We start from the raw sequence: 18,816 nt of genomic DNA on the forward strand, positions 1-18,816 counted from the left end.
ATTAGTGCGTAAGAACCCAAAAGCTTTGTCTTTTGGGTTTTTTAGTTTTTAAATTATCGTTTACCTAATTCTATAACTTCTAAGTTGTCAATTTTTTTGCCATCAATAGTAAAGCGAAGCATGGTTCTTACTTGATGAAAACCGTGTTTGCCACAGGCGCCAGGGTTCATGTGTAATAAACCTAGTTTTTTATCATTCATTACTTTTAAAATATGAGAATGACCGCTAATAAATAGTTGTGGAGGTTTTTGTTGAATTTCTTCCCGAATTGCTGGAGAATATCTTCCTGGGTAGCCACCAATATGAGTAATCACTACTTCAACTTCTTCACAATAAAAACGATTAACTAAAGGAAATTCTTTACGGGCTTTGTGATTATCTATATTACCAAAAACAGCTCTTAGTAAAGCTTTTTCTGCTAAAGCATCTGTTACTTTTAAAGAGCCAATATCTCCAGCGTGCCAAACTTCATCAGCTTTTTCTGCGTAAGATAAAATTCGGTCATCAATATAGCTATGGTTGTCACTGAGAAGTAGTATTTTTTTCAAAATGAATTAGAGGTGTTTTTAAGACTTAGAAAATTTTCTTTAAGTATCTTTGCCGAGCAAAAATAAGAAAAACCTTGAGGTATTTTATAGATTTAGCTTATGATGGTAGTCTTTTTCACGGTTGGCAAATACAGCCCAACGCTATTTCTGTACAAGAAAATTTAGAAAAAGCCTTACGTGTTGCTTTTCAAAAAAAAATAAATGTGGTAGGTGCTGGTAGAACAGACGCAGGTGTTCATGCCAAACAATTAATAGCACATTTTGATGTGGAGGCAAAAATTAATGCGCCTCAATTAAAGTTTAAGCTCAATACTTTATTACCTAAAGAAATTGCAATAAATGCAATTTACCAAGTACAAGACGAAACCCACGCTAGGTTTGATGCGGTTGCAAGAGAGTACAAATATTATGTAACTACGCAAAAAAATCCATTTGTGGAGGCTTATTCTTACTATGTAAAGAAAGAGATAGATCTAGATTTAATGAATGAAGCAGCAAAAATTTTACTTACACATAGAGATTTTAAATGTTTCTCTAAATCTAAAACAGATGTCTACACTTATAATTGTGATATTGTATTTGCAGAATGGATTAAGCAAGAAGATTTGTTAGTTTTCACTATAAAAGCAGACAGATTTTTAAGAAATATGGTACGAGCAATTGTAGGTACACTTATAGAGGTTGGTTTGCATAAGTTGAGTATAGAAGATTTTGAAAATGTTATTGTTTCTAGAAATAGAAGTAACGCAGGGAAGTCTGTAGATGCTAAAGGCTTATTTTTAACAAAAGTAGAATATCCTAAAACGGTTTTAATTTAATTATATGGCAGGTAAAAGTGGTAATGCATTTGATGTTGATTTGTTTAAACGCTTATTAAGGTATACCAATCCATATAAGTTGACTTTTTATTATGTAGCTGTGGCAGCTATATTATTGTCTTTCTTTTCTGTGGCAAGACCATATCTTACTAAATTTGCCATAGATGATAGCATAGTACCAAAAGATGGAGATAATTTAATCTTCTACATTACTCTTATGGTAATTGCATTGGTGTTAGAGGTAGTGTGTCAATTCAGTTTTATATTTTTTGCTAACTGGTTAGGGCAACAAGTAGTGAGAGATATAAGAGTTAAGCTGTTTGAACATATGCTTAACTTTAAAAAACAATATTATGATAAATCTGCCGTAGGAAGATTAGTTACTAGAGCTGTAAGTGACATAGAAACCATAGCTAGTATTTTTAGCCAAGGTTTATTCATGATTATAAGTGATTTACTTAAAATGTTAGTAATATTAGGAGTAATGCTAAGTATGAGTTGGCGTTTAACTCTATTAGTATTTATAGTCTTACCTTTTATATTGTATGCTACAAGAGTTTTTCAGAAAAAAATGAAAGTAGCTTTTGAAGAAGTAAGAACACAAGTTTCTAATTTGAATTCTTTTGTACAAGAGAGAATTACGGGAATGAAAATTGTTCAGATTTTTGGTAGAGAAGAAACAGAATACGAGCGTTTTAAAGATATAAATAATAAGCATAGAAATGCTTGGGTAAAAACGGTTTGGTACAATTCTATATTTTTTCCAATTGCAGAAATATCAGCATCAATAACTGTAGGACTTATAGCTTGGTACGGAGGTTTAAAAGTGGTTGAAAGTGATACTCTATCATTAGGAGTAATTATTATGTTTATTCAATTGGTGCAAATGTTGTTTAGACCTTTAACGCATATAGCCGATAAATTTAATACCCTACAAATGGGTATGGTTGCTGCCAATCGTGTATTTGAAATTATAGATACGCAATCTACTATAGAGAATAACGGAACTAAAATAGCCAAAAATCTTATAGGAGATATAGAATTTAAAGATGTACGTTTTAGTTATATAAAAAATGAAGAGGTACTTAAAGGTATTTCTTTTAAAGTAAATGCAGGAGAAACTATTGCTATTGTGGGAGCTACAGGTGCAGGTAAAAGTACTATTATTAATTTACTGAGTAGGTTTTATGAAATTGATAGTGGTGAAATTTCTGTAGATAATACTAATATTAAAGATTTTACTCTTAAATCACTTCGAAATGAAATAGCGGTAGTTTTACAAGATGTATTTTTATTTGCAGATACAATTATGAGTAATATTACGCTCGATAATAAAAATATTACGGAGGCAGAAGTTATTATGGCAGCCAAACAAATTGGGGTGCATAAGTTTATAGAGACACTGCCAGACGGTTATTACTACAATGTAAAAGAAAGAGGGGCAATGCTTTCTTCTGGGCAAAGGCAGTTAATTGCATTTTTAAGAGCTTGTGTTAGTAATCCTAGTATTTTGGTGTTAGATGAAGCTACATCTTCTGTAGATAGCTATAGTGAACAACTTATACAAGAAGCAACAGAAAATATTACTAAAGGAAGAACTTCTATAGTAATAGCACATCGTTTAGCAACTGTAAAAAAAGCAGACAAGATTATAGTGATGGATGCTGGTGAAATTGTAGAAATTGGTAGTCACCAAGAGTTACTTCAGCAAGAAAATGGGTATTATAGAAATCTTTACGAAGTACAATTTATACAAGAAGAAGTTTAGTTTTTTAAGGTTTTTTGTTGGATATATATCCGTAATATTGTTTAGGTAATACTAACTGAAAACTTTTAAATTTTGAAGAAATTTATGCTGAGAAGTATTACGGCAATGTTTATTGCGGTAATATTTTATTCTTGTCAATCTGTATTTCGGCTTTATACTGGTGTTAAAAATAAAATTGTAATATATCAGACTAACGAAGAACGTCAAGCTTATTATGCATCATTTATTTCTGCGGTTAATGAGGCTAATGTTAAAGTTTATACGTTAAAAGATAAAGAATTAGATAGTATTATTGGTACGATAAATACTTTAGCTAAAAATATGCCTTTAATGTATTTAAAAAATACAGAAACTCAATCTTTATATAGATTGAGTTGTTATGAAGATATTACTTATGATATTGAAAATATTATAAATGATAAATATAGCTGGGATTATTTGGACAAGGACAGTATCTCAAACCAATATTTAAATCAACAAAAATATATTAATAAAAATTTTGAGGTTTCTTTTGATAATGAATCTAAGCAAGACAGCGTTGCAAAATGGGATGTTTTATACGTTGGAGGTTCGTTTCTAGGCAAAAAACTGAGAAAACGTAGTTTGCCAGCTTTTAAGATTGAAGGCTTAAGAAATGTGTCAATTGTAGATTTAAGTGTTAATAAAAACACTTCTTCAGAATAATAAATCACTTCAAATTTGCACTTAATTTGTTTTCTAATTTTTCATTAAATTAAATTTTCAAAAGCGCCAGATTGGTAAAGGTACCAAGCATAAAGAGATGTAGTTATTATAAATGTCACGGTTAAAATTATTAAAAAGACAAAAACACTTAACAATGTCTCTTTTAAATTAATACCGTAAAGTTTTTTATAGGTAATGCTGGTATAAATAATAAGTAAGACATTTAAAATATTTCCGAAAATATAGAAATTGAAACCTAATGAGCTTGATAAAATAGTAAGCAGCGTAGAAGTAATTGTAAATTGAGCTACTATGTAAGCTATTATTGCCAAATGCTCAATGTAATTGAATTTTTTCTGACGAAAGAACGAGACTTTTGCCAAAAATGCACTAACCGGAATATTTAAGAAAAATAAAAAGGTTTGGTAATCTAAAAGCCAATCCATCTGAATTGGGTTGTATTCATTCCCTTGAATTTTCGATATATCTAAAGTCTCAGGATAAAAGTTTTTTAGTATAAAAACCTGAAAACCTGCAAGTGTTATAGCAACAGCAACATAGCTCACTACATTTAAATATTTTTTTCGAACACCATTTAGGTAATCACCAATTACTATATGAGGAGCGGTGAATAAATGGATAAAGGTTTTTAAAAAAGTATTATCATAATTAAGAAAAATGGTGCTAAATTCTTCCCAAGCATGCTTAAAGCTCAGTCGTTCATTAATCACTTTTGCGCCACAATCATAGCAAAAGTTGTCGGTGTTTTTTAGCGAAACTTGGCAATTTTTGCAATTCATTTTACTTTAAATCTGCGTTTAATTTGTTTTCAAGGTCTTTGTAAGAGTCAAAAATTTCAAAAGATCCGTTTTTAATATAAGATGTTTGTCCGGTCTCTTCACTAACCACCAAGGCAAGAGCATCTGTTTTTTCTGTAATACCAACCGCAGCACGGTGACGCAAACCAAAACGTAACGGGATACTTCTATCGTTAGAAACGGGTAAAATCACTCGAGTTGCCGTTATTTTATTATCTTCAATTACCATTGCACCATCGTGAAGGGTGCTATTTTTATAAAAAATAGATTCTATAATAGGAGAGTTAATTTCAATATCCATTGCATCTCCAGAAGTTTTTATAAATTCTAATTGAGTATTTCTCTTAATAACAATTAAAGCCCCGGTATTGGTTTTGCCCATGCTTTCACAGGCATTTACAATAGCAGAAATATTGGTAGATATTTCACGGTTATCATCATTCATAAATTTTAGTTGTCGTAAAAAATTACGTTTATTACCAAAATTAGTAGAGCCAACCATTAGTAGAAATTTTCTTATCTCTTGCTGAAAAACTACAATTAAAGCAAACATTCCGGCTCCAATAAATTGACCCAAAATACTACTTAACATTTCCATTTGCAGTAATTGGGTAAACTTCCACGCTAAATAAACAATAACAATACCTATAAATATATTGATTGCCGCACTACCTTTTACGAGTTTATAAACGTAATAAAGTAAGACTGCAACCAGTAAAATGTCTATAACATCTAAAATACGTAGGTGTAGAAAATCGAGTGAATCCAAAAGTCTCTTTTTTGTAAATGTACTAAAATTACTTTTTAAGTTGTTGGTGTAGCTTCACACATTCTACCGCTTCTTTTACATCGTGTACTCTTAAAATTTTAGCTCCTGCCATTAAGGAGACGGTATTAAGAAATGTTGTGCCGTTTAAAGCTTCTTCTGGGAGAACGTTTAGAGTTTTGTAAATCATAGATTTTCTAGAAACGCCTACTAGAAGAGGTAGATCTAGATGTTTAAAAACTTCTAGATTATTCATTAATTCAAAATTTTGAGTAGTGTCTTTTGCAAAACCAAAGCCAGGATCTAAAATAATATCACTTACCCCTAAAATTCTTAATTGATTTATTTTTTCTGAAAAATAAAAAACAATCTCTTGTATTAAATTTTTGTAGATATTCTCTGTTTTCATCGTTTGTGGTGTTCCCTTCATATGCATTAAAATATAAGGAACTTGAAGTTTTGCAATGGTGGTAAACATGTTTTTATCTAAACTTCCACCAGAAATATCGTTAATTATGCTTGCGCCAGCTTGCACAGTTTCTTGTGCTACTTTGCTTCTAAAAGTATCTATAGAAAGTAAAATTTCAGGAAATTCTTTTACCAATAACTTGATGATTGGAGTAATTCGGTTTAACTCTTCATCTTCAGAAATATGTTTAGCGCCAGGTCTAGAGCTGTATGCGCCAACGTCTATAAAAGTAGCTCCGTCATTCAGCATTTTTTCAACCTGAGATAGTATTTGTTTTTCGTTTTTGTATTTTCCGCCATCAAAAAATGAATCGGGAGTTATGTTTAAAATCCCCATTACTTTTGGGGTACGAAGGTCTATAAGCTGGCCTTTACAGTTGAGGTTCATCAAAAAAATGAATTTAATTGGTGTAACTTAAAATTTTCTCCGAAATTTACACAAAATACAGCGTTTTTATGCAAAATACCTCTATGCAATACGATGCAATTATTGAAAAGTGTCGTGATTTGTTTTTAAAGAAGATGAAAGATTATGGTTGTGCTTGGCGAATTTTGCGCTTACCATCTCTAACAGATCAAATTTTTATCAAAGCACAACGTATAAGAGGTTTGCAAGAAAATGCTGAGCGTAAAGTAGATGAAGGGGAAGTGCCCGAGTTTATTGGGGTTATTAATTACTCGATTATGGCTCTAATTCAGCTAGAAAAAGGAGTAGTAGAGCAACCTGATTTAAGCGAAGAAGAAGCTACAATGCTTTATGATAAAATGGTAGTAGAAACCAAACAACTCATGGAGAATAAAAACCATGATTATGGAGAAGCTTGGAGAGATATGCGCGTAAGTTCTTTAACCGATTTAATTTTGCAAAAGTTACTTCGCGTAAAACAAATTGAAGATAATAAAGGGAAAACCATAGTAAGTGAAGGTATCGATGCTAATTATCAAGACATGATTAATTACTCGATTTTTGCGCTTATTTTATTAGAGAACTAATTGTTACCCTGAACTTGATTTAGGGGCGCATTCAGTTAGGAATATATAATATATGAGATTTCGATTTAAATCCGGAATAACAATAACGAACTAGATAAGAATCTATAATTAAGATAGCACAATTTAAAAGATGAAAGTATTAGTAGGTATTGCAAGAATATTTGTAGGTATATTTTTTATTATAAGTGGATTTATAAAGATGAATGACCCTGTTGGTTTTTCTTATAAACTACAAGAATATTTTGGTGAAGATGTATTAAACTTACCCTTCTTACAACCTTTTGCTTTAGGGATCGCTGTTTTTGTAGTGATCTATGAGTTGCTTTTAGGAGTGATGTTGATACTAGGATACCGTAAAAAGTTTACCATGTGGAGTTTATTATTAATGATTGTTTTCTTCACCTTTCTTACCTTTTATTCAGCTTACTTTAATAAAGTGACAGATTGTGGTTGTTTTGGTGATGCGCTACCATTAACACCTTGGCAATCTTTCTGGAAAGATGTTGTTTTATTAGTACTTATTTTATTGATTTTTATAAAAGGGAAATTTTTTAAACCTCTCTTTGAGCCAGCAACTTCTCATAAATGGATAGTGTTTCTGGTATTTATAGCTTGTTTAGGTTTTACTTACCACGTTTTAATGCATTTACCAGCTATAGACTTTAGAGCTTATAAAGAAGGTACGGTTATAAGAGAAGGAATGAAGCCTAAGAAAGGAGAAGTTATTCCGCCAATACACGATTTTGGTTTTTATAGTAGAGAAGGAGATGCTACAGAAGAAATTTTAAATGCAGATAAAGTTTTACTAGTAGTAGCTTATAATTTATCAAAATCTGAAAATCAAGGTTGGTCTAACATTAAAATAGCAGTAAAAAAAGCGCAAGAAAAAGGTTACCGTGTAGTGGGACTATCTGCTTCCGGACCTCAAGAAACCAATCAAGTAAAAGAAACTTACGGGTTTGATTTTCCTTTTTACTTTACAGATGAAACAGCTATTAAAACTATCGTACGTTCTAACCCAGGATTGGTAACTATAGAAAAAGGAGTAATTATCCAAAAGGTGCATTATAATGATGCAGACGATTTAGAGTTGAAATAATTAAAGTAGAAATATTAAGATGAAAAAAGCACTTCCGTATATTTATCATATTCTCTGCTCTATAGCGGTAATGTTATTATTGCTATTTGTATGTATTTATGTTTTAAAAATAGAATTGAAAACCTGGCACTACGCAATATTGGGAGGGTTAATGACTCTAATTGTTCCAAAATTTAAAAATATAGAAACACAGTCTGGTACAAAGCTGCAAGTAATATGGAGATTTAATTCATTAAGAAAATAACCTATTTGCTAAATTATATCTTAAATAAAACGGGATACGCGCTTCTTACATTATTTGGAGTAACCACAGTTATATTTTTTCTTTTTAATGTGTTGCCAGGTGATCCTGCGCAAATGATGTTAGGGCAAAATGAAAGTGAAGAGCAATTACAAGCGGTACGTGCTAAATATGGTTTTGATAAATCTTTAACTACGCAGTATTTTTATTATTTAAATGATTTGTCTCTGGTTTCATTTCATTCATTTAATAAAGAAGATTACACTTATTTATCTGAAGAAAAATATAATGCTATTACGTTATTGAATGTTGCAGAAACCCAAATAGCTTTAAAAACTCCCTATTTACGAGAATCATTTCAAAAAAATGGTCAAAAAGTATCTAGCGTAATTGCAGAAACGCTACCTAATACTTTTGTGCTAGCAGTTTCAGCAATAGTTGTAGCGTTAATTATTGGTGTTTTCTTCGGAATTATTTCAGCCTTAAAAAAAGATTCAGCCTTAGATAAAGCTATCCAAATTTTGAGCACTTTAGGTATGAGTGTACCTTCTTTTTTTAGTGCAATACTTTTTGCGTGGTTTTTTGGTTATGTTCTGCACAAATACACTCATTTAAATATGACAGGTAGTTTATATGAATTAGACGATTTTGGAGAAGAAAATAGATTACAATTAAAAAACCTAATTCTTCCAGCGCTAGTTTTAGGCATTAGGCCTTTAGCCGTTGTTATACAATTAATGAGAAACTCTTTATTAGAAGTCTTGCAGCAAGATTATATAAGAACAGCAAAAGCAAAAGGACTTTCTTCAACCCAAATTATAAGAAAACACGCTCTAAAAAATGCACTAAATCCCGTAGTTACTGCAATTTCTGGTTGGTTTGCATCTATGTTAGCTGGAGCAGTTTTTGTAGAATATATTTTCGGGTGGAATGGCTTAGGTAAAGAAATTGTAGATGCACTAAATACCTTAGATTTACCAATTATCATGGGGGCAGTGTTAATCATTGCGCTTATGTTTATAATAATCAATATTTTTGTAGATGTGATCTACGGGTGGTTAGATCCTAAAATCACCAATAACTAATACAAACACAAACCAAAATAACTTTAAAATGAGAGAAAAAATTGTAGCAGGAAACTGGAAAATGAACTGCGACCTAGCAGAAATGGAAGAGCTTTTAGCCGGATTAAAAAATAAAGCAGAAACTATTCCTAGTGATGTAAGTTTAATGGTAGCGCCATCATTTACTAACCTTTATCCAGCATTTCAATCAACAAAAGAAACTCCTATCACTGTAGTAGCTCAAAACATGCACCAAAGTGAAAATGGAGCATTTACAGGAGAGGTTTCACCAAGTATGCTAAAAAGTGTTGGGGTAGAAACCGTAATACTTGGGCATAGTGAGCGTCGTGCAATTTTTAACGAAACAGATGAGTTGTTAGCAGAAAAAGTAAATACAGCTTTAGCACATGGCATGAAAGTAATTTTCTGTTTTGGAGAAGAATTAAAAGACCGTAAAGAAGATAAGCATTTTGATGTAGTGAAAAGTCAATTACAAAACGGACTTTTTCATATTGAAGATAGCGCTTGGTCAAACATCGTGTTGGCTTATGAGCCAGTATGGGCAATTGGTACAGGGGAGACAGCATCTCCAGAGCAAGCACAAGAAATGCACGCCGAAATAAGAAAAATGTTAGCATCTGCATTTAGTCAAGACATTGCAGATAAAGTTTCTATACTTTACGGTGGTAGCGTAAAACCAGCTAATGCAAAAGAAATTTTCGCAAAAGAAGACGTAGATGGCGGTTTAATAGGTGGAGCTTCTCTTAAAGCAGACGACTTTTTAGCAATCGCTAATTCTTACTAATAAAATTTGGGCGCAACCCTAAAGGGTCGGGCTTTCGTGAGTCGCTTTTTAAAATTTCATTTCAATCAATTTTAAAAGAGCTTCAACAATCACTCAATCCCTTGCGCGATATAACTTTATAAACTGTTTAGAAATTTAATTTTTGTTACCCAGATTTTTTTCTGGATGATTTATTTTTATTTTTCTAGGCAGTTTTTTTGTGCACTTAATTTATTCATCGTAATATTGCAATATATAATTCAACAATGGGTTTAACTAAGTCAGATATATTTACTAAAGAGCAAAACCATTTAGCGCAAATGGCTAAGGTGTTAGCTCATCCAGCACGCATTGCTATACTTCAGTATATAATAAAAGTAAATCAATGCATTTGTGGAGATTTAGTAAGTGAAATAGGTTTGGCTCAAGCAACAATTAGTCAACATTTGCGAGAACTAAAATCTGCAGGAATTATAAAAGGAAACATCGAAGGTACCAGCGTTTGTTATTGTATAGATGCTAACGCTTGGAGAGAAATTCAGCAATTATTCAACGGGTTTTTTAATACCAATACCCAATGTCAAAGTGACGATTGCTGTTAAAAAAATTTAATATTAATAATCGTAATATTGCAATAAAACAATTATGAAAACTACAGAATTTTTAAACGTACTAAAAGAGAACACAGATTTACCTGTGTATTTTGAATACCAGCCAGGTGATTTTGTAAGAACAGATTACCACCTTACAGAAATTAAAAACGTAGATTTTGATACGGTAGATTGTGGTGGAGTACAAAACAAATGGCAAGAAGTACACGTGCAAATCTGGGAAAACGTAACTCCAGAGCCAAACCATCAGCTTACAGGAGCTAAAGTTTTATCCATTTTTGAGGTGGTTAATAAAGTAAGAGAAACACTTAATGATGCTGAAATTTTGTTTGAATATCAAAATCAGAATTTTCATAAAGCAACACTTCCTGTTTCTGGTTATGAGTTAAGAGAAAATCTTTTAATATTTAGACTAGGAGAAGGTTTTACAACTTGTAAAGCTAAAGATAGAGCTACCACAGAAGAAGAAAAAGCACAAGCTTGTTGTGGCTCTCCAGTAGAGGTAGAAGTAAAAACAGAATCTAATCAATGCTCACCAAATAGTGGTTGTTGCTAAACTTTATTAAAAATGAAAAAACTTAGTTTTTTAGACCGTTATCTAACTTTATGGATTTTTATAGCCATGTTATTAGGGGTAGCTATAGGGTATTTTTATCCGCAAAGTTCAGAAATTATAAATAGCTTTCAAGTTGGTTCAACCAATATCCTTATTGCAGTTGGGTTAATTTTAATGATGTTTCCTCCGTTGGCAAAAGTAAATTATGCTTTGTTACCAAAGGTATTTAAAAATACCAAGGTCTTAACATTGTCACTAGTACTTAACTGGATAGTGGGGCCGTTATTAATGTTTTTTTTAGCCATTACATTTTTAAGAGATTATCCAGAGTATATGATAGGCTTAATACTTATAGGTTTGGCTCGTTGTATTGCTATGGTTTTAGTATGGAACGATCTTGCAGAGGGTAGTCCAGAATACGGAGCTGGCTTAGTGGCACTAAACAGTATATTTCAAGTATTTGCCTATAGTTTTTACGCTTGGTTGTTTATTACAAAATTACCGCCGTTATTCGGTTTTGAAGGTGCTTTAGTAGATATTTCTATAGCAACCATCGCAGAGAGTGTAGCTATTTATTTAGGTATTCCTTTCTTATTAGGTATTTTAACTAGATATATTGGAGTAAAAACAAAAGGTGAAAAATGGTATAATGAAAAGTTTATTCCTAAAATATCTCCAATAACATTAATCTCTCTGTTGTTTACTATTGTATTAATGTTTAGTTTAAAAGGAGAGCTAATTGTAGAGATACCTCAAGATGTACTAATTATAGCGGTTCCGTTGCTTATTTACTTCATAGCAATGTTTTTAATTGGCTTTTTCACCGGTAAAGGTTTAGGGGCGTCTTATAAAGTTAACACCTCTGTAGCATTTACTGCAAGTGGTAATAATTTTGAGTTGGCTATTGCAGTGGCTATTGCAGTTTTCGGGTTAAATAGTGGGCAAGCTTTTGCAGGAGTTATTGGTCCGTTAGTAGAAGTACCTGCGTTAATTTTATTAGTGAAAGTAGCTTTTTGGCTTAGAAAAAAATATTATAAAACTCAACCAGCTTAATATGAAACTTTATTCTCAAATTCAAAATTTAGTTCAAGAATTAGAAGAAGATTTCTCTTCTATTTCTAGCGAAAGAAAACAAGATCTAGCATTATTTGCTGAAAAAATTAAAGAAAGCATTCAGCAATTTGAAAAAGCAAAAGTAATTGTAATTTGTACACATAACTCAAGAAGAAGTCATTTAGGGCAAGTATGGCTTCGTGTGGCAGCAAATAAATATAATTTACCTATAGAAACTTTTTCTGGAGGTACAGAGGCTACTGCTTTTCATCCTAACATGGTGGCAGCTTTACAAACTGCAGGTTTTCAGGTAGAAGAAACTTCTTCAGGAGAAAATCCTCGTTATCAAATAACTATTTCAGAAGAAGATAACAATCAAGAACAGTTATTTTCTAAAGTATATTCAGATGAATATAATCCGCAAGAAAATTTTATAGCAGTAATGGTATGTACAGAGGCAGATGGTGGTTGTCCGTTTGTAGCGGGTAGCGTTGCAAGATTAGCATTACCTTATACAGACCCTAAATATGCAGATGGTACTTCAGAAGAAAAAGAAGCTTACCAAAAAACATTAAAGGAGATTGGTAAAGAGATGCTTTATACAGCTTCTTTAGTATAAATTTAAAGATGATTTTAATAAAAAAGGCTTTCTAAATTAATAGAAAGCCTTTTTGTTATTTGTAGTAATAATTACTTCGTGTTTTTAAGCGGTAATTCTACGTAAGTATTTTCCCAACCCATTAAAAGATTAGCTCCGCCGTCTATTGGTTGAAATGCAATAGATAAATCTTCTATTGGAGCAGCAGCTTTTCTTGCAGGTGCTTTAATTCTTAATAAATCTTTATCTGCGTCGTAATTATATGCTCCCCATTGGTTTTGAGCTTTGTTTAAAATAATGGTCCACTCTGTTTTTTCAGGAATAGTGTATAAAGAGTAAGTTCCGGCAGGTATAGTTTGTCCGCCAATTGTCATATCACTATATATTTGAATTTCTGTAGCTTCATTAGCTCCAGTTCTCCATACTTCTCCGTAAGGTACTAATTTTCCAAATATTTCACGACCATTCATTTTTGGTCGGCTATAAATTACTCTCGCCATTGGAGAGTGGTCATCATTTCTAATGATGGTTACGTCCATAGGACTTTTGTCTAGGTCAGAAAAATCTTGTGCTTTCACATCAAAACTTAATAAGCTAACCATTAAAAATAAACTTAAAACTACTTTCATGATTTAATTTTTGTTTGCACGCAATATAACTTAATCACAGAATTATTATTGTTAAGGTTTTACATATCTTCTGTTAAATTTGAAGGTTTAAGTTCAATTGTTTAAAATAAGCCTCTTAGAGCTCTTATTTTAAACTAATTGTTAATAACTTCAAGTCTTGCAGTACTTTCGTACTTCCTTTACAAGGTTGCTTTTTCTATCTTTGTTGTTTAAGTATGTTAATTTTTTGAATTATATGAGCGAAGAGGTTAAGAAAAATTATTCAGCAGATAGTATTCAAGCACTAGAAGGAATGGAGCATGTGCGTATGCGTCCATCTATGTATATTGGAGATGTAGGTGTAAGAGGTTTACATCATTTAGTTTATGAAGTTGTAGATAACTCTATAGATGAGGCAATGGCAGGTCATTGTGATTCTATAGATGTAATTATAAATGAAGATAATTCTGTTTCTGTTAAAGATAACGGGCGTGGTATTCCTATAGATCTTCACAAAAAAGAAGGAGTTTCTGCTTTAGAGGTTGTAATGACTAAAATTGGAGCAGGAGGTAAATTTGATAAAGATTCTTATAAAGTTTCGGGAGGTCTTCACGGGGTAGGTGTGAGTTGTGTTAATGCACTTTCAGAACACTTAAAGGCTGTAGTTCATAAAGACGGGAAAATTTGGGAGCAAGAATATGAAAGAGGTAAAACTCTGTATCCTGTTAGGCATATTGGAGAGACAGACTTTAATGGTACTATTGTTACTTTTAAGCCAGATGGAGAAATCTTTAAGCAAACCTTAGAGTATAGTTATGATACTTTAGCAAAACGTCTTAGAGAATTAGCATTCTTAAATAAAGGAATTAAAATTTCTTTAATTGATAGACGCTTTAAAGATGAAAAGGGAGAATTTATAGAAGAGCATTTTCACTCTGAAGAAGGATTAAAAGAGTTTATTCGCTTTTTAGATGCAACAAGAGAGCCAATTATAGCAGATGTAATTTCTATGGAAGGGGAAAAAAATGATATCCCTGTAGAAGTTGCAATGATTTATAATAATTCTTACAATGAAAATTTACATTCTTATGTAAACAACATTAATACTCACGAGGGAGGTACTCACCTTGCAGGTTTTAGAAGAGGGCTTACTTCTACATTAAAGAAATATGCAGATAATTCTGGAATGTTAGATAAGTTAAAGTTCGAGATTGCAGGAGATGACTTTAGAGAAGGTCTTACAGCAATTGTATCTGTAAAAGTTTCAGAACCTCAGTTTGAAGGGCAAACTAAAACAAAATTAGGTAACAGAGAGGTAACTTCAGCAGTATCTCAGGCAGTTTCAGAAATGTTAGAAAACTACCTTGAAGAAAACCCTAATGATGCCAAAACAATTGTTCAAAAAGTAATACTTGCAGCTCAAGCACGTCACGCCGCTAAAAAAGCACGTGAAATGGTGCAGCGTAAAACCGTAATGAGTGGTGGTGGTTTGCCAGGTAAACTGTCAGATTGCTCAGAGCAAGACCCAGAACAATGTGAAGTATTTTTAGTAGAGGGAGATTCTGCAGGTGGAACTGCAAAGCAAGGTCGTGATCGTAATTTTCAAGCAATTTTACCATTAAGAGGTAAAATTTTAAATGTTGAAAAAGCGATGCAACATAAAGTTTTTGAAAACGAAGAAATTAGAAATATATATACGGCTTTAGGGGTTACTATTGGTACAGAAGAAGATAGTAAGGCGCTAAATTTAACAAAGTTGAGGTATCACAAAGTAGTGATTATGTGTGATGCGGATGTTGATGGTAGTCACATTGCTACACTAATTTTAACTTTCTTCTTTAGGTATATGCGAGAGCTTATAGAGGCTGGGCATATTTATATTGCTACACCACCATTATATTTAATTAAAAAAGGTAATAGAAAACGTTATGCTTGGAATGATAAAGAGCGTGATGAAATTACTAATGAATATGCAGGAGGAGTAGCGGTACAACGTTATAAGGGTCTTGGAGAGATGAATGCAGAGCAGCTTTGGGATACAACCATGAATCCTGAATTTAGAACTCTTCGTCAAGTAACCATAGATAATGGAGGGGAGGCAGATCGTATCTTCTCTATGTTAATGGGAGATGAGGTTCCGCCACGTAGAGAATTTATAGAGAAAAATGCGGTTTACGCTAATATAGATGTATAATCTTGACAAAAATAGTATGTAGTTTAATAATTATATTAGGTATCTCTCCGTTTGGTTTTTCACAAACTAATTTCGGAGAGTTTATACCTAATGTCATGCAAGATATTCAGCAATTTGGAGAAGCTTATATCGCTCCTGCTGCAGACGGTGCTATGTACAATATAAATAGTGGTTGGTACACCACTGCAAAATCTAAATCTTTTCCTGAGTTTGAGATTTCAATTACCACTAATACTTCTTTAGTACCAAAATCTGATAATAATTTTCAATTAGACCCATCTGCTTATAATACTATTTATTTTGAAGATGGCTATGAGCCTAAAACAGTATCTACTATTTTTGGTAGTCAAGAGCAGGTATCTGTTTTTATAGATTATGATACGGGAGACGGAGTAGAAACTATAGAAATTGAATTGCCTGCAGGTATAGATACAAAAGATAGAAGTTATTTGCCTTCTGTATTTCTTCAAGGTAATTTAGGCTTGTTTAAAGGTACCGAGTTAAAATTAAGATACTCTCCAGAGTTAAAATTTAATGACATTTCTACCAAAGTATTGGGAGTGGCTTTGCAACATGAATTTACTTCTTGGGGTGATAAATCTTTAGGTTTGCCTGTAGCTGTTTCTGGTTTGGTTTCTTACTCTAATTTTGACGGGGTCTATCATATTTCTACAGATGACTCAGATAATGCTGCAATTGTTAGTGAGCTTGACTCTTGGTCGTTTTCATTAATAACCTCTAAAGATTTTTCAAATTTTGAGTTGTTTGCGGGAGTAGATTATTCGGTAGCTACCTCTGTTTCAAGATTTAAAGGTTTGTATTCTCTGCCAGAAGAAGGGGAGATTTATGAAGATGTTTTAAACCAAATTACGGTCACTAATAAAATGAGTGGTTTTTCAGGTACACTTGGGGCAAGTTATTTGTGGAGTAAATTAAAAATTAACCTAGCAATTAATATTCAAGAATACCACAATATATCTTTAGGCTTTGCGTATGTTAATTAAGTTGATGAAACTAAAATTTTATATATGAAGAAATTTTTTTCCGTATTTGTTTTTATAGTTGTTTCAACTGTTCAGGCGCAAGATAATATACAAGCAATTTTAAGAGCAGGTGTAGACGATGCTACAAAGTTTAGTGAAAACTATATAGCCCCAGCCTCAGAAGCTGCAATTTATAGTTTAGCAAATGGCTGGTATAATTCAGCTAAAGCAAAAGAAACTTTGCATTTTGAAATTTCTGTTGTTGCTAATGTAGGTTTAGTAAGTGAAAAAAATCAGTCATTCAATTTAAATATAGACGATTACAATTATATTAGTTTTGCAGATGGCTCGCAAAGTAAAAATGTAGCTACCGTATTTGGAGAAAATAATCCAGACCAAATAGTGATTGTAGAATATGAAACTAGTAATGGTACAGAAACTACAAGTTTTACTTTACCGCAAGGTTTAGGAGGGAGTAATATTGATTTTTTTCCTACAGCATACCTTCAAGGAAGTTTAGGTTTAGGTAAAGGCTTTGAGGTGAAAGCTCGTTTTTTGCCAGAAGTAGATTATGATGGAGCTAAAACTAAATTTTATGGAGGCGCAATTCAACATGAATTTACAAGTTGGTTAGGTGTAAAAAAAATACTCCCAGTAGCTATTTCAGGTTTAATAGGCTACAATAGGTTAGAGGCTTCTTATTTGTTAGATGATAATTCTCTCATACAGGGCAGTAATCAAAAAATTAAAACAGAAATGAATAGTTGGATTTATTCTGCTATTGTTTCTACAAAATTACCTGTAATTAATTTTTATGCAGGTTTAGGTTATGTTACAGGAGACGCTACTTCTACTCTAGATGGTACTTATGTGATTGATGAAGGTCCTATTCAGGGAGAAGTGTTAATTAATCCTTATACGGTTACCAATAATGTTAGCGGTTTAAATGCTACGTTAGGTTTTAAATTAAAATTAGCATTTTTTAGATTAAATGCTTCTTACTCTTTTCAAGAATATCAAAATATTAATTTAGGACTTAATTTTGGTTATTAATTAATTTTTATACCAATAAATTTTATTGTATGCTAAATCAATTTCGTATTTTAGCAGAAGTAAAAAAAATATATATAATTATTTATAAAAACATAAAATAATGAAAGTTACAGTAGTAGGTGCAGGTGCCGTTGGTGCTAGTTGTGCAGAGTATATTGCGATTAAAAATTTCGCTTCAGAAGTAGTGTTAGTGGATATTAAAGAAAATTTTGCAGAAGGGAAAGCAATGGATCTTATGCAAACAGCCTCTTTAAACGGTTTTGATACTAAAATTACAGGAAGTACTAACGACTATTCTAAAACTGCAGGAAGTGATATCGCTGTTATTACTAGTGGTATTCCTCGTAAACCAGGAATGACAAGAGAAGAGCTTATAGGTATTAATGCAGGTATTGTAAAAGAAGTATCTTCAAATTTAATTAAGCATTCTCCAGAAGTAACTATCATTGTTGTAAGTAACCCAATGGATACTATGACTTATTTAGTACACAAAACCACTGGTTTACCTAAAAATAAAATTATAGGTATGGGCGGGGCTTTAGATAGCGCTCGTTTTAAATATAGATTATCAGAAGCATTAGGTGCGCCAGCATCAGATGTAGATGGTATGGTAATAGGTGGTCATAGTGATACTGGTATGGTGCCATTAACAAGATTAGCTACAAGAAATAGTGTTCCTGTTTCAGAATTTATTTCTGAAGAAAGATTATCTCAAGTAGCAGAAGATACTAAAGTAGGAGGGGCAACCTTAACTAAAATGTTAGGTACTAGTGCTTGGTATGCTCCTGGAGCTGCTGTTTCTGGACTTGTACAAGCAATTGCTTGTGATCAAAAGAAAATTTTCCCTTGTTCAACCTTATTAGATGGTGAATATGGTTTAAGTGACTTATGTATTGGTGTGCCAGTAGTATTAGGAAAAGACGGAATAGAAAAAATTGTAGAAATAGATTTAAGTGATGCTGAAAAAGCAAAACTTCAAGAAAGTGCAGAAGGTGTAAAGAAAACTAATGGTTTGTTAGAACTGTAAGTCTTTTAAGTACAAATACTAAAGCCTGTTGAATAATTATTCAACAGGCTTTTTTTGTGAAATTTATCTTAAAAAAATAATT

Annotated in this window: 21 protein-coding genes; 16 read left to right on the forward strand and 5 right to left on the reverse strand. The window is 32.2% G+C overall.

Annotated elements, in window-relative coordinates; genetic code table 11:
* Positions 1–53 precede the first annotated feature (53 nt).
* The gene (locus tag BUC03_RS11640; RefSeq protein ID WP_073152138.1) at positions 54–548 is read right to left on the reverse strand and encodes a metallophosphoesterase family protein; all 495 of its coding nucleotides are present in this window, start codon (positions 546–548) and stop codon (positions 54–56) included.
* Between the two features lie 74 nt (positions 549–622).
* Here BUC03_RS11640 and truA point away from each other — a divergent pair, with 74 nt between their 5' ends.
* The 3 genes from truA to BUC03_RS11655 all read left to right on the forward strand — a co-directional run bounded on the left by truA (position 623) and on the right by BUC03_RS11655 (position 3,818).
* Complete coding sequence (truA, locus tag BUC03_RS11645) at positions 623–1,366, forward strand: tRNA pseudouridine(38-40) synthase TruA (RefSeq protein ID WP_073152141.1); 744 nt, start codon at positions 623–625, stop codon at positions 1,364–1,366.
* A gap of 4 nt (positions 1,367–1,370) precedes the next feature.
* Positions 1,371–3,134 carry an ABC transporter ATP-binding protein gene (locus tag BUC03_RS11650; RefSeq protein ID WP_073152144.1) on the forward strand — a complete coding sequence of 588 codons (1,764 nt, stop codon included), beginning with the start codon at positions 1,371–1,373 and terminating at the stop codon, positions 3,132–3,134.
* 72 nt (positions 3,135–3,206) lie between these two features.
* Positions 3,207–3,818, forward strand: coding sequence for a hypothetical protein (locus BUC03_RS11655; protein ID WP_143159190.1), 612 nt, complete (start codon positions 3,207–3,209; stop codon positions 3,816–3,818).
* Between the two features lie 44 nt (positions 3,819–3,862).
* Here the strand turns inward: BUC03_RS11655 and BUC03_RS11660 are convergent, their stop codons facing one another.
* The 3 genes from BUC03_RS11660 to folP are packed head-to-tail and all read right to left on the reverse strand — an operon-like array spanning position 3,863 to position 6,258.
* Positions 3,863–4,618 carry a DUF3667 domain-containing protein gene (locus BUC03_RS11660; RefSeq protein ID WP_073152150.1) on the reverse strand — a complete coding sequence of 252 codons (756 nt, stop codon included), beginning with the start codon at positions 4,616–4,618 and terminating at the stop codon, positions 3,863–3,865.
* Between the two features lies 1 nt (position 4,619).
* Positions 4,620–5,405 (reverse strand): diadenylate cyclase CdaA, encoded by a 786-nt coding sequence (cdaA, locus tag BUC03_RS11665; protein WP_073152153.1) that lies wholly within the window; start codon positions 5,403–5,405, stop codon positions 4,620–4,622.
* Between the two features lie 28 nt (positions 5,406–5,433).
* On the reverse strand, positions 5,434–6,258 hold the full coding sequence (gene folP / locus BUC03_RS11670) for a dihydropteroate synthase (protein WP_073152156.1): 825 nt from the start codon (positions 6,256–6,258) through the stop codon (positions 5,434–5,436).
* 68 nt (positions 6,259–6,326) lie between these two features.
* On the opposite strand from folP, the gene BUC03_RS11675 reads away from it, so the two are divergent.
* The 9 genes from BUC03_RS11675 to BUC03_RS11715 all read left to right on the forward strand — a co-directional run bounded on the left by BUC03_RS11675 (position 6,327) and on the right by BUC03_RS11715 (position 12,890).
* The gene (locus BUC03_RS11675) at positions 6,327–6,863 is read left to right on the forward strand and encodes a DUF1599 domain-containing protein (protein ID WP_073152159.1); all 537 of its coding nucleotides are present in this window, start codon (positions 6,327–6,329) and stop codon (positions 6,861–6,863) included.
* A 130-nt stretch (positions 6,864–6,993) separates the two neighbouring features.
* Positions 6,994–7,962 (forward strand): BT_3928 family protein, encoded by a 969-nt coding sequence (locus BUC03_RS11680; RefSeq protein ID WP_073152161.1) that lies wholly within the window; start codon positions 6,994–6,996, stop codon positions 7,960–7,962.
* A gap of 19 nt (positions 7,963–7,981) precedes the next feature.
* A complete protein-coding gene (locus BUC03_RS11685) occupies positions 7,982–8,206 on the forward strand; it encodes a hypothetical protein (protein WP_073152165.1) in 225 nt (74 codons plus the stop codon).
* A 5-nt stretch (positions 8,207–8,211) separates the two neighbouring features.
* Complete coding sequence (locus BUC03_RS11690) at positions 8,212–9,288, forward strand: ABC transporter permease (RefSeq protein WP_073152168.1); 1,077 nt, start codon at positions 8,212–8,214, stop codon at positions 9,286–9,288.
* Positions 9,289–9,316: 28 nt separating this feature from the next.
* Positions 9,317–10,072 carry a triose-phosphate isomerase gene (gene tpiA / locus BUC03_RS11695; protein WP_073152171.1) on the forward strand — a complete coding sequence of 252 codons (756 nt, stop codon included), beginning with the start codon at positions 9,317–9,319 and terminating at the stop codon, positions 10,070–10,072.
* 245 nt (positions 10,073–10,317) lie between these two features.
* Positions 10,318–10,653, forward strand: a complete 336-nt coding sequence (locus BUC03_RS11700) for an ArsR/SmtB family transcription factor (protein WP_073152173.1) — start codon at positions 10,318–10,320, stop codon at positions 10,651–10,653.
* 43 nt (positions 10,654–10,696) lie between these two features.
* Positions 10,697–11,218, forward strand: a complete 522-nt coding sequence (locus tag BUC03_RS11705; RefSeq protein ID WP_073152176.1) for a DUF6428 family protein — start codon at positions 10,697–10,699, stop codon at positions 11,216–11,218.
* Between the two features lie 12 nt (positions 11,219–11,230).
* Positions 11,231–12,271, forward strand: coding sequence for an ACR3 family arsenite efflux transporter (gene arsB / locus BUC03_RS11710; RefSeq protein WP_073152178.1), 1,041 nt, complete (start codon positions 11,231–11,233; stop codon positions 12,269–12,271).
* A 1-nt stretch (position 12,272) separates the two neighbouring features.
* Positions 12,273–12,890: a low molecular weight phosphatase family protein gene (locus BUC03_RS11715; protein WP_073152181.1), complete on the forward strand. Its 618-nt coding sequence runs from the start codon at positions 12,273–12,275 to the stop codon at positions 12,888–12,890.
* A gap of 71 nt (positions 12,891–12,961) precedes the next feature.
* Here the strand turns inward: BUC03_RS11715 and BUC03_RS11720 are convergent, their stop codons facing one another.
* Positions 12,962–13,498 (reverse strand): DUF2911 domain-containing protein, encoded by a 537-nt coding sequence (locus tag BUC03_RS11720; protein WP_073152184.1) that lies wholly within the window; start codon positions 13,496–13,498, stop codon positions 12,962–12,964.
* Between the two features lie 235 nt (positions 13,499–13,733).
* On the opposite strand from BUC03_RS11720, the gene gyrB reads away from it, so the two are divergent.
* From gyrB to mdh, 4 genes are all read left to right on the forward strand, one after another.
* Positions 13,734–15,671 (forward strand): DNA topoisomerase (ATP-hydrolyzing) subunit B, encoded by a 1,938-nt coding sequence (gene gyrB, locus BUC03_RS11725; protein WP_073152187.1) that lies wholly within the window; start codon positions 13,734–13,736, stop codon positions 15,669–15,671.
* A gap of 2 nt (positions 15,672–15,673) precedes the next feature.
* Positions 15,674–16,675, forward strand: coding sequence for a DUF6588 family protein (locus tag BUC03_RS11730; protein WP_073152189.1), 1,002 nt, complete (start codon positions 15,674–15,676; stop codon positions 16,673–16,675).
* 24 nt (positions 16,676–16,699) lie between these two features.
* A complete protein-coding gene (locus BUC03_RS11735) occupies positions 16,700–17,707 on the forward strand; it encodes a DUF6588 family protein (RefSeq protein ID WP_073152192.1) in 1,008 nt (335 codons plus the stop codon).
* A gap of 100 nt (positions 17,708–17,807) precedes the next feature.
* Entirely contained in the window at positions 17,808–18,734 is a 927-nt protein-coding gene (gene mdh, locus BUC03_RS11740) for a malate dehydrogenase (protein ID WP_073152194.1), read from the forward strand.
* Positions 18,735–18,816 lie beyond the last annotated feature (82 nt).

It is taken from the genome of Mesonia phycicola (genome assembly GCF_900141885.1).
GTDB classification, from domain to species: Bacteria; Bacteroidota; Bacteroidia; order Flavobacteriales; family Flavobacteriaceae; genus Mesonia; species Mesonia phycicola.

Excerpts from the sequence above, each read along its gene's own strand:
- mdh (WP_073152194.1), top strand. The coding sequence starts at position 17,808 with ATGAAAGTTACAGTAGTAGGTGCAGGTGCCGTTGGTGCTAGTTGTGCA.
- tpiA (WP_073152171.1), top strand. The coding sequence starts at position 9,317 with ATGAGAGAAAAAATTGTAGCAGGAAACTGGAAAATGAACTGCGACCTA.
- gyrB (WP_073152187.1), top strand. The coding sequence starts at position 13,734 with ATGAGCGAAGAGGTTAAGAAAAATTATTCAGCAGATAGTATTCAAGCA.
- BUC03_RS11675 (WP_073152159.1), top strand. The coding sequence starts at position 6,327 with ATGCAAAATACCTCTATGCAATACGATGCAATTATTGAAAAGTGTCGT.
- BUC03_RS11660 (WP_073152150.1), bottom strand. The coding sequence starts at position 4,618 with ATGAATTGCAAAAATTGCCAAGTTTCGCTAAAAAACACCGACAACTTT.
- BUC03_RS11720 (WP_073152184.1), bottom strand. The coding sequence starts at position 13,498 with ATGAAAGTAGTTTTAAGTTTATTTTTAATGGTTAGCTTATTAAGTTTT.
- BUC03_RS11685 (WP_073152165.1), top strand. The coding sequence starts at position 7,982 with ATGAAAAAAGCACTTCCGTATATTTATCATATTCTCTGCTCTATAGCG.
- BUC03_RS11650 (WP_073152144.1), top strand. The coding sequence starts at position 1,371 with ATGGCAGGTAAAAGTGGTAATGCATTTGATGTTGATTTGTTTAAACGC.
- BUC03_RS11700 (WP_073152173.1), top strand. The coding sequence starts at position 10,318 with ATGGGTTTAACTAAGTCAGATATATTTACTAAAGAGCAAAACCATTTA.
- BUC03_RS11735 (WP_073152192.1), top strand. The coding sequence starts at position 16,700 with ATGAAGAAATTTTTTTCCGTATTTGTTTTTATAGTTGTTTCAACTGTT.
- arsB (WP_073152178.1), top strand. The coding sequence starts at position 11,231 with ATGAAAAAACTTAGTTTTTTAGACCGTTATCTAACTTTATGGATTTTT.
- BUC03_RS11715 (WP_073152181.1), top strand. The coding sequence starts at position 12,273 with ATGAAACTTTATTCTCAAATTCAAAATTTAGTTCAAGAATTAGAAGAA.
- BUC03_RS11680 (WP_073152161.1), top strand. The coding sequence starts at position 6,994 with ATGAAAGTATTAGTAGGTATTGCAAGAATATTTGTAGGTATATTTTTT.
- folP (WP_073152156.1), bottom strand. The coding sequence starts at position 6,258 with ATGAACCTCAACTGTAAAGGCCAGCTTATAGACCTTCGTACCCCAAAA.
- BUC03_RS11705 (WP_073152176.1), top strand. The coding sequence starts at position 10,697 with ATGAAAACTACAGAATTTTTAAACGTACTAAAAGAGAACACAGATTTA.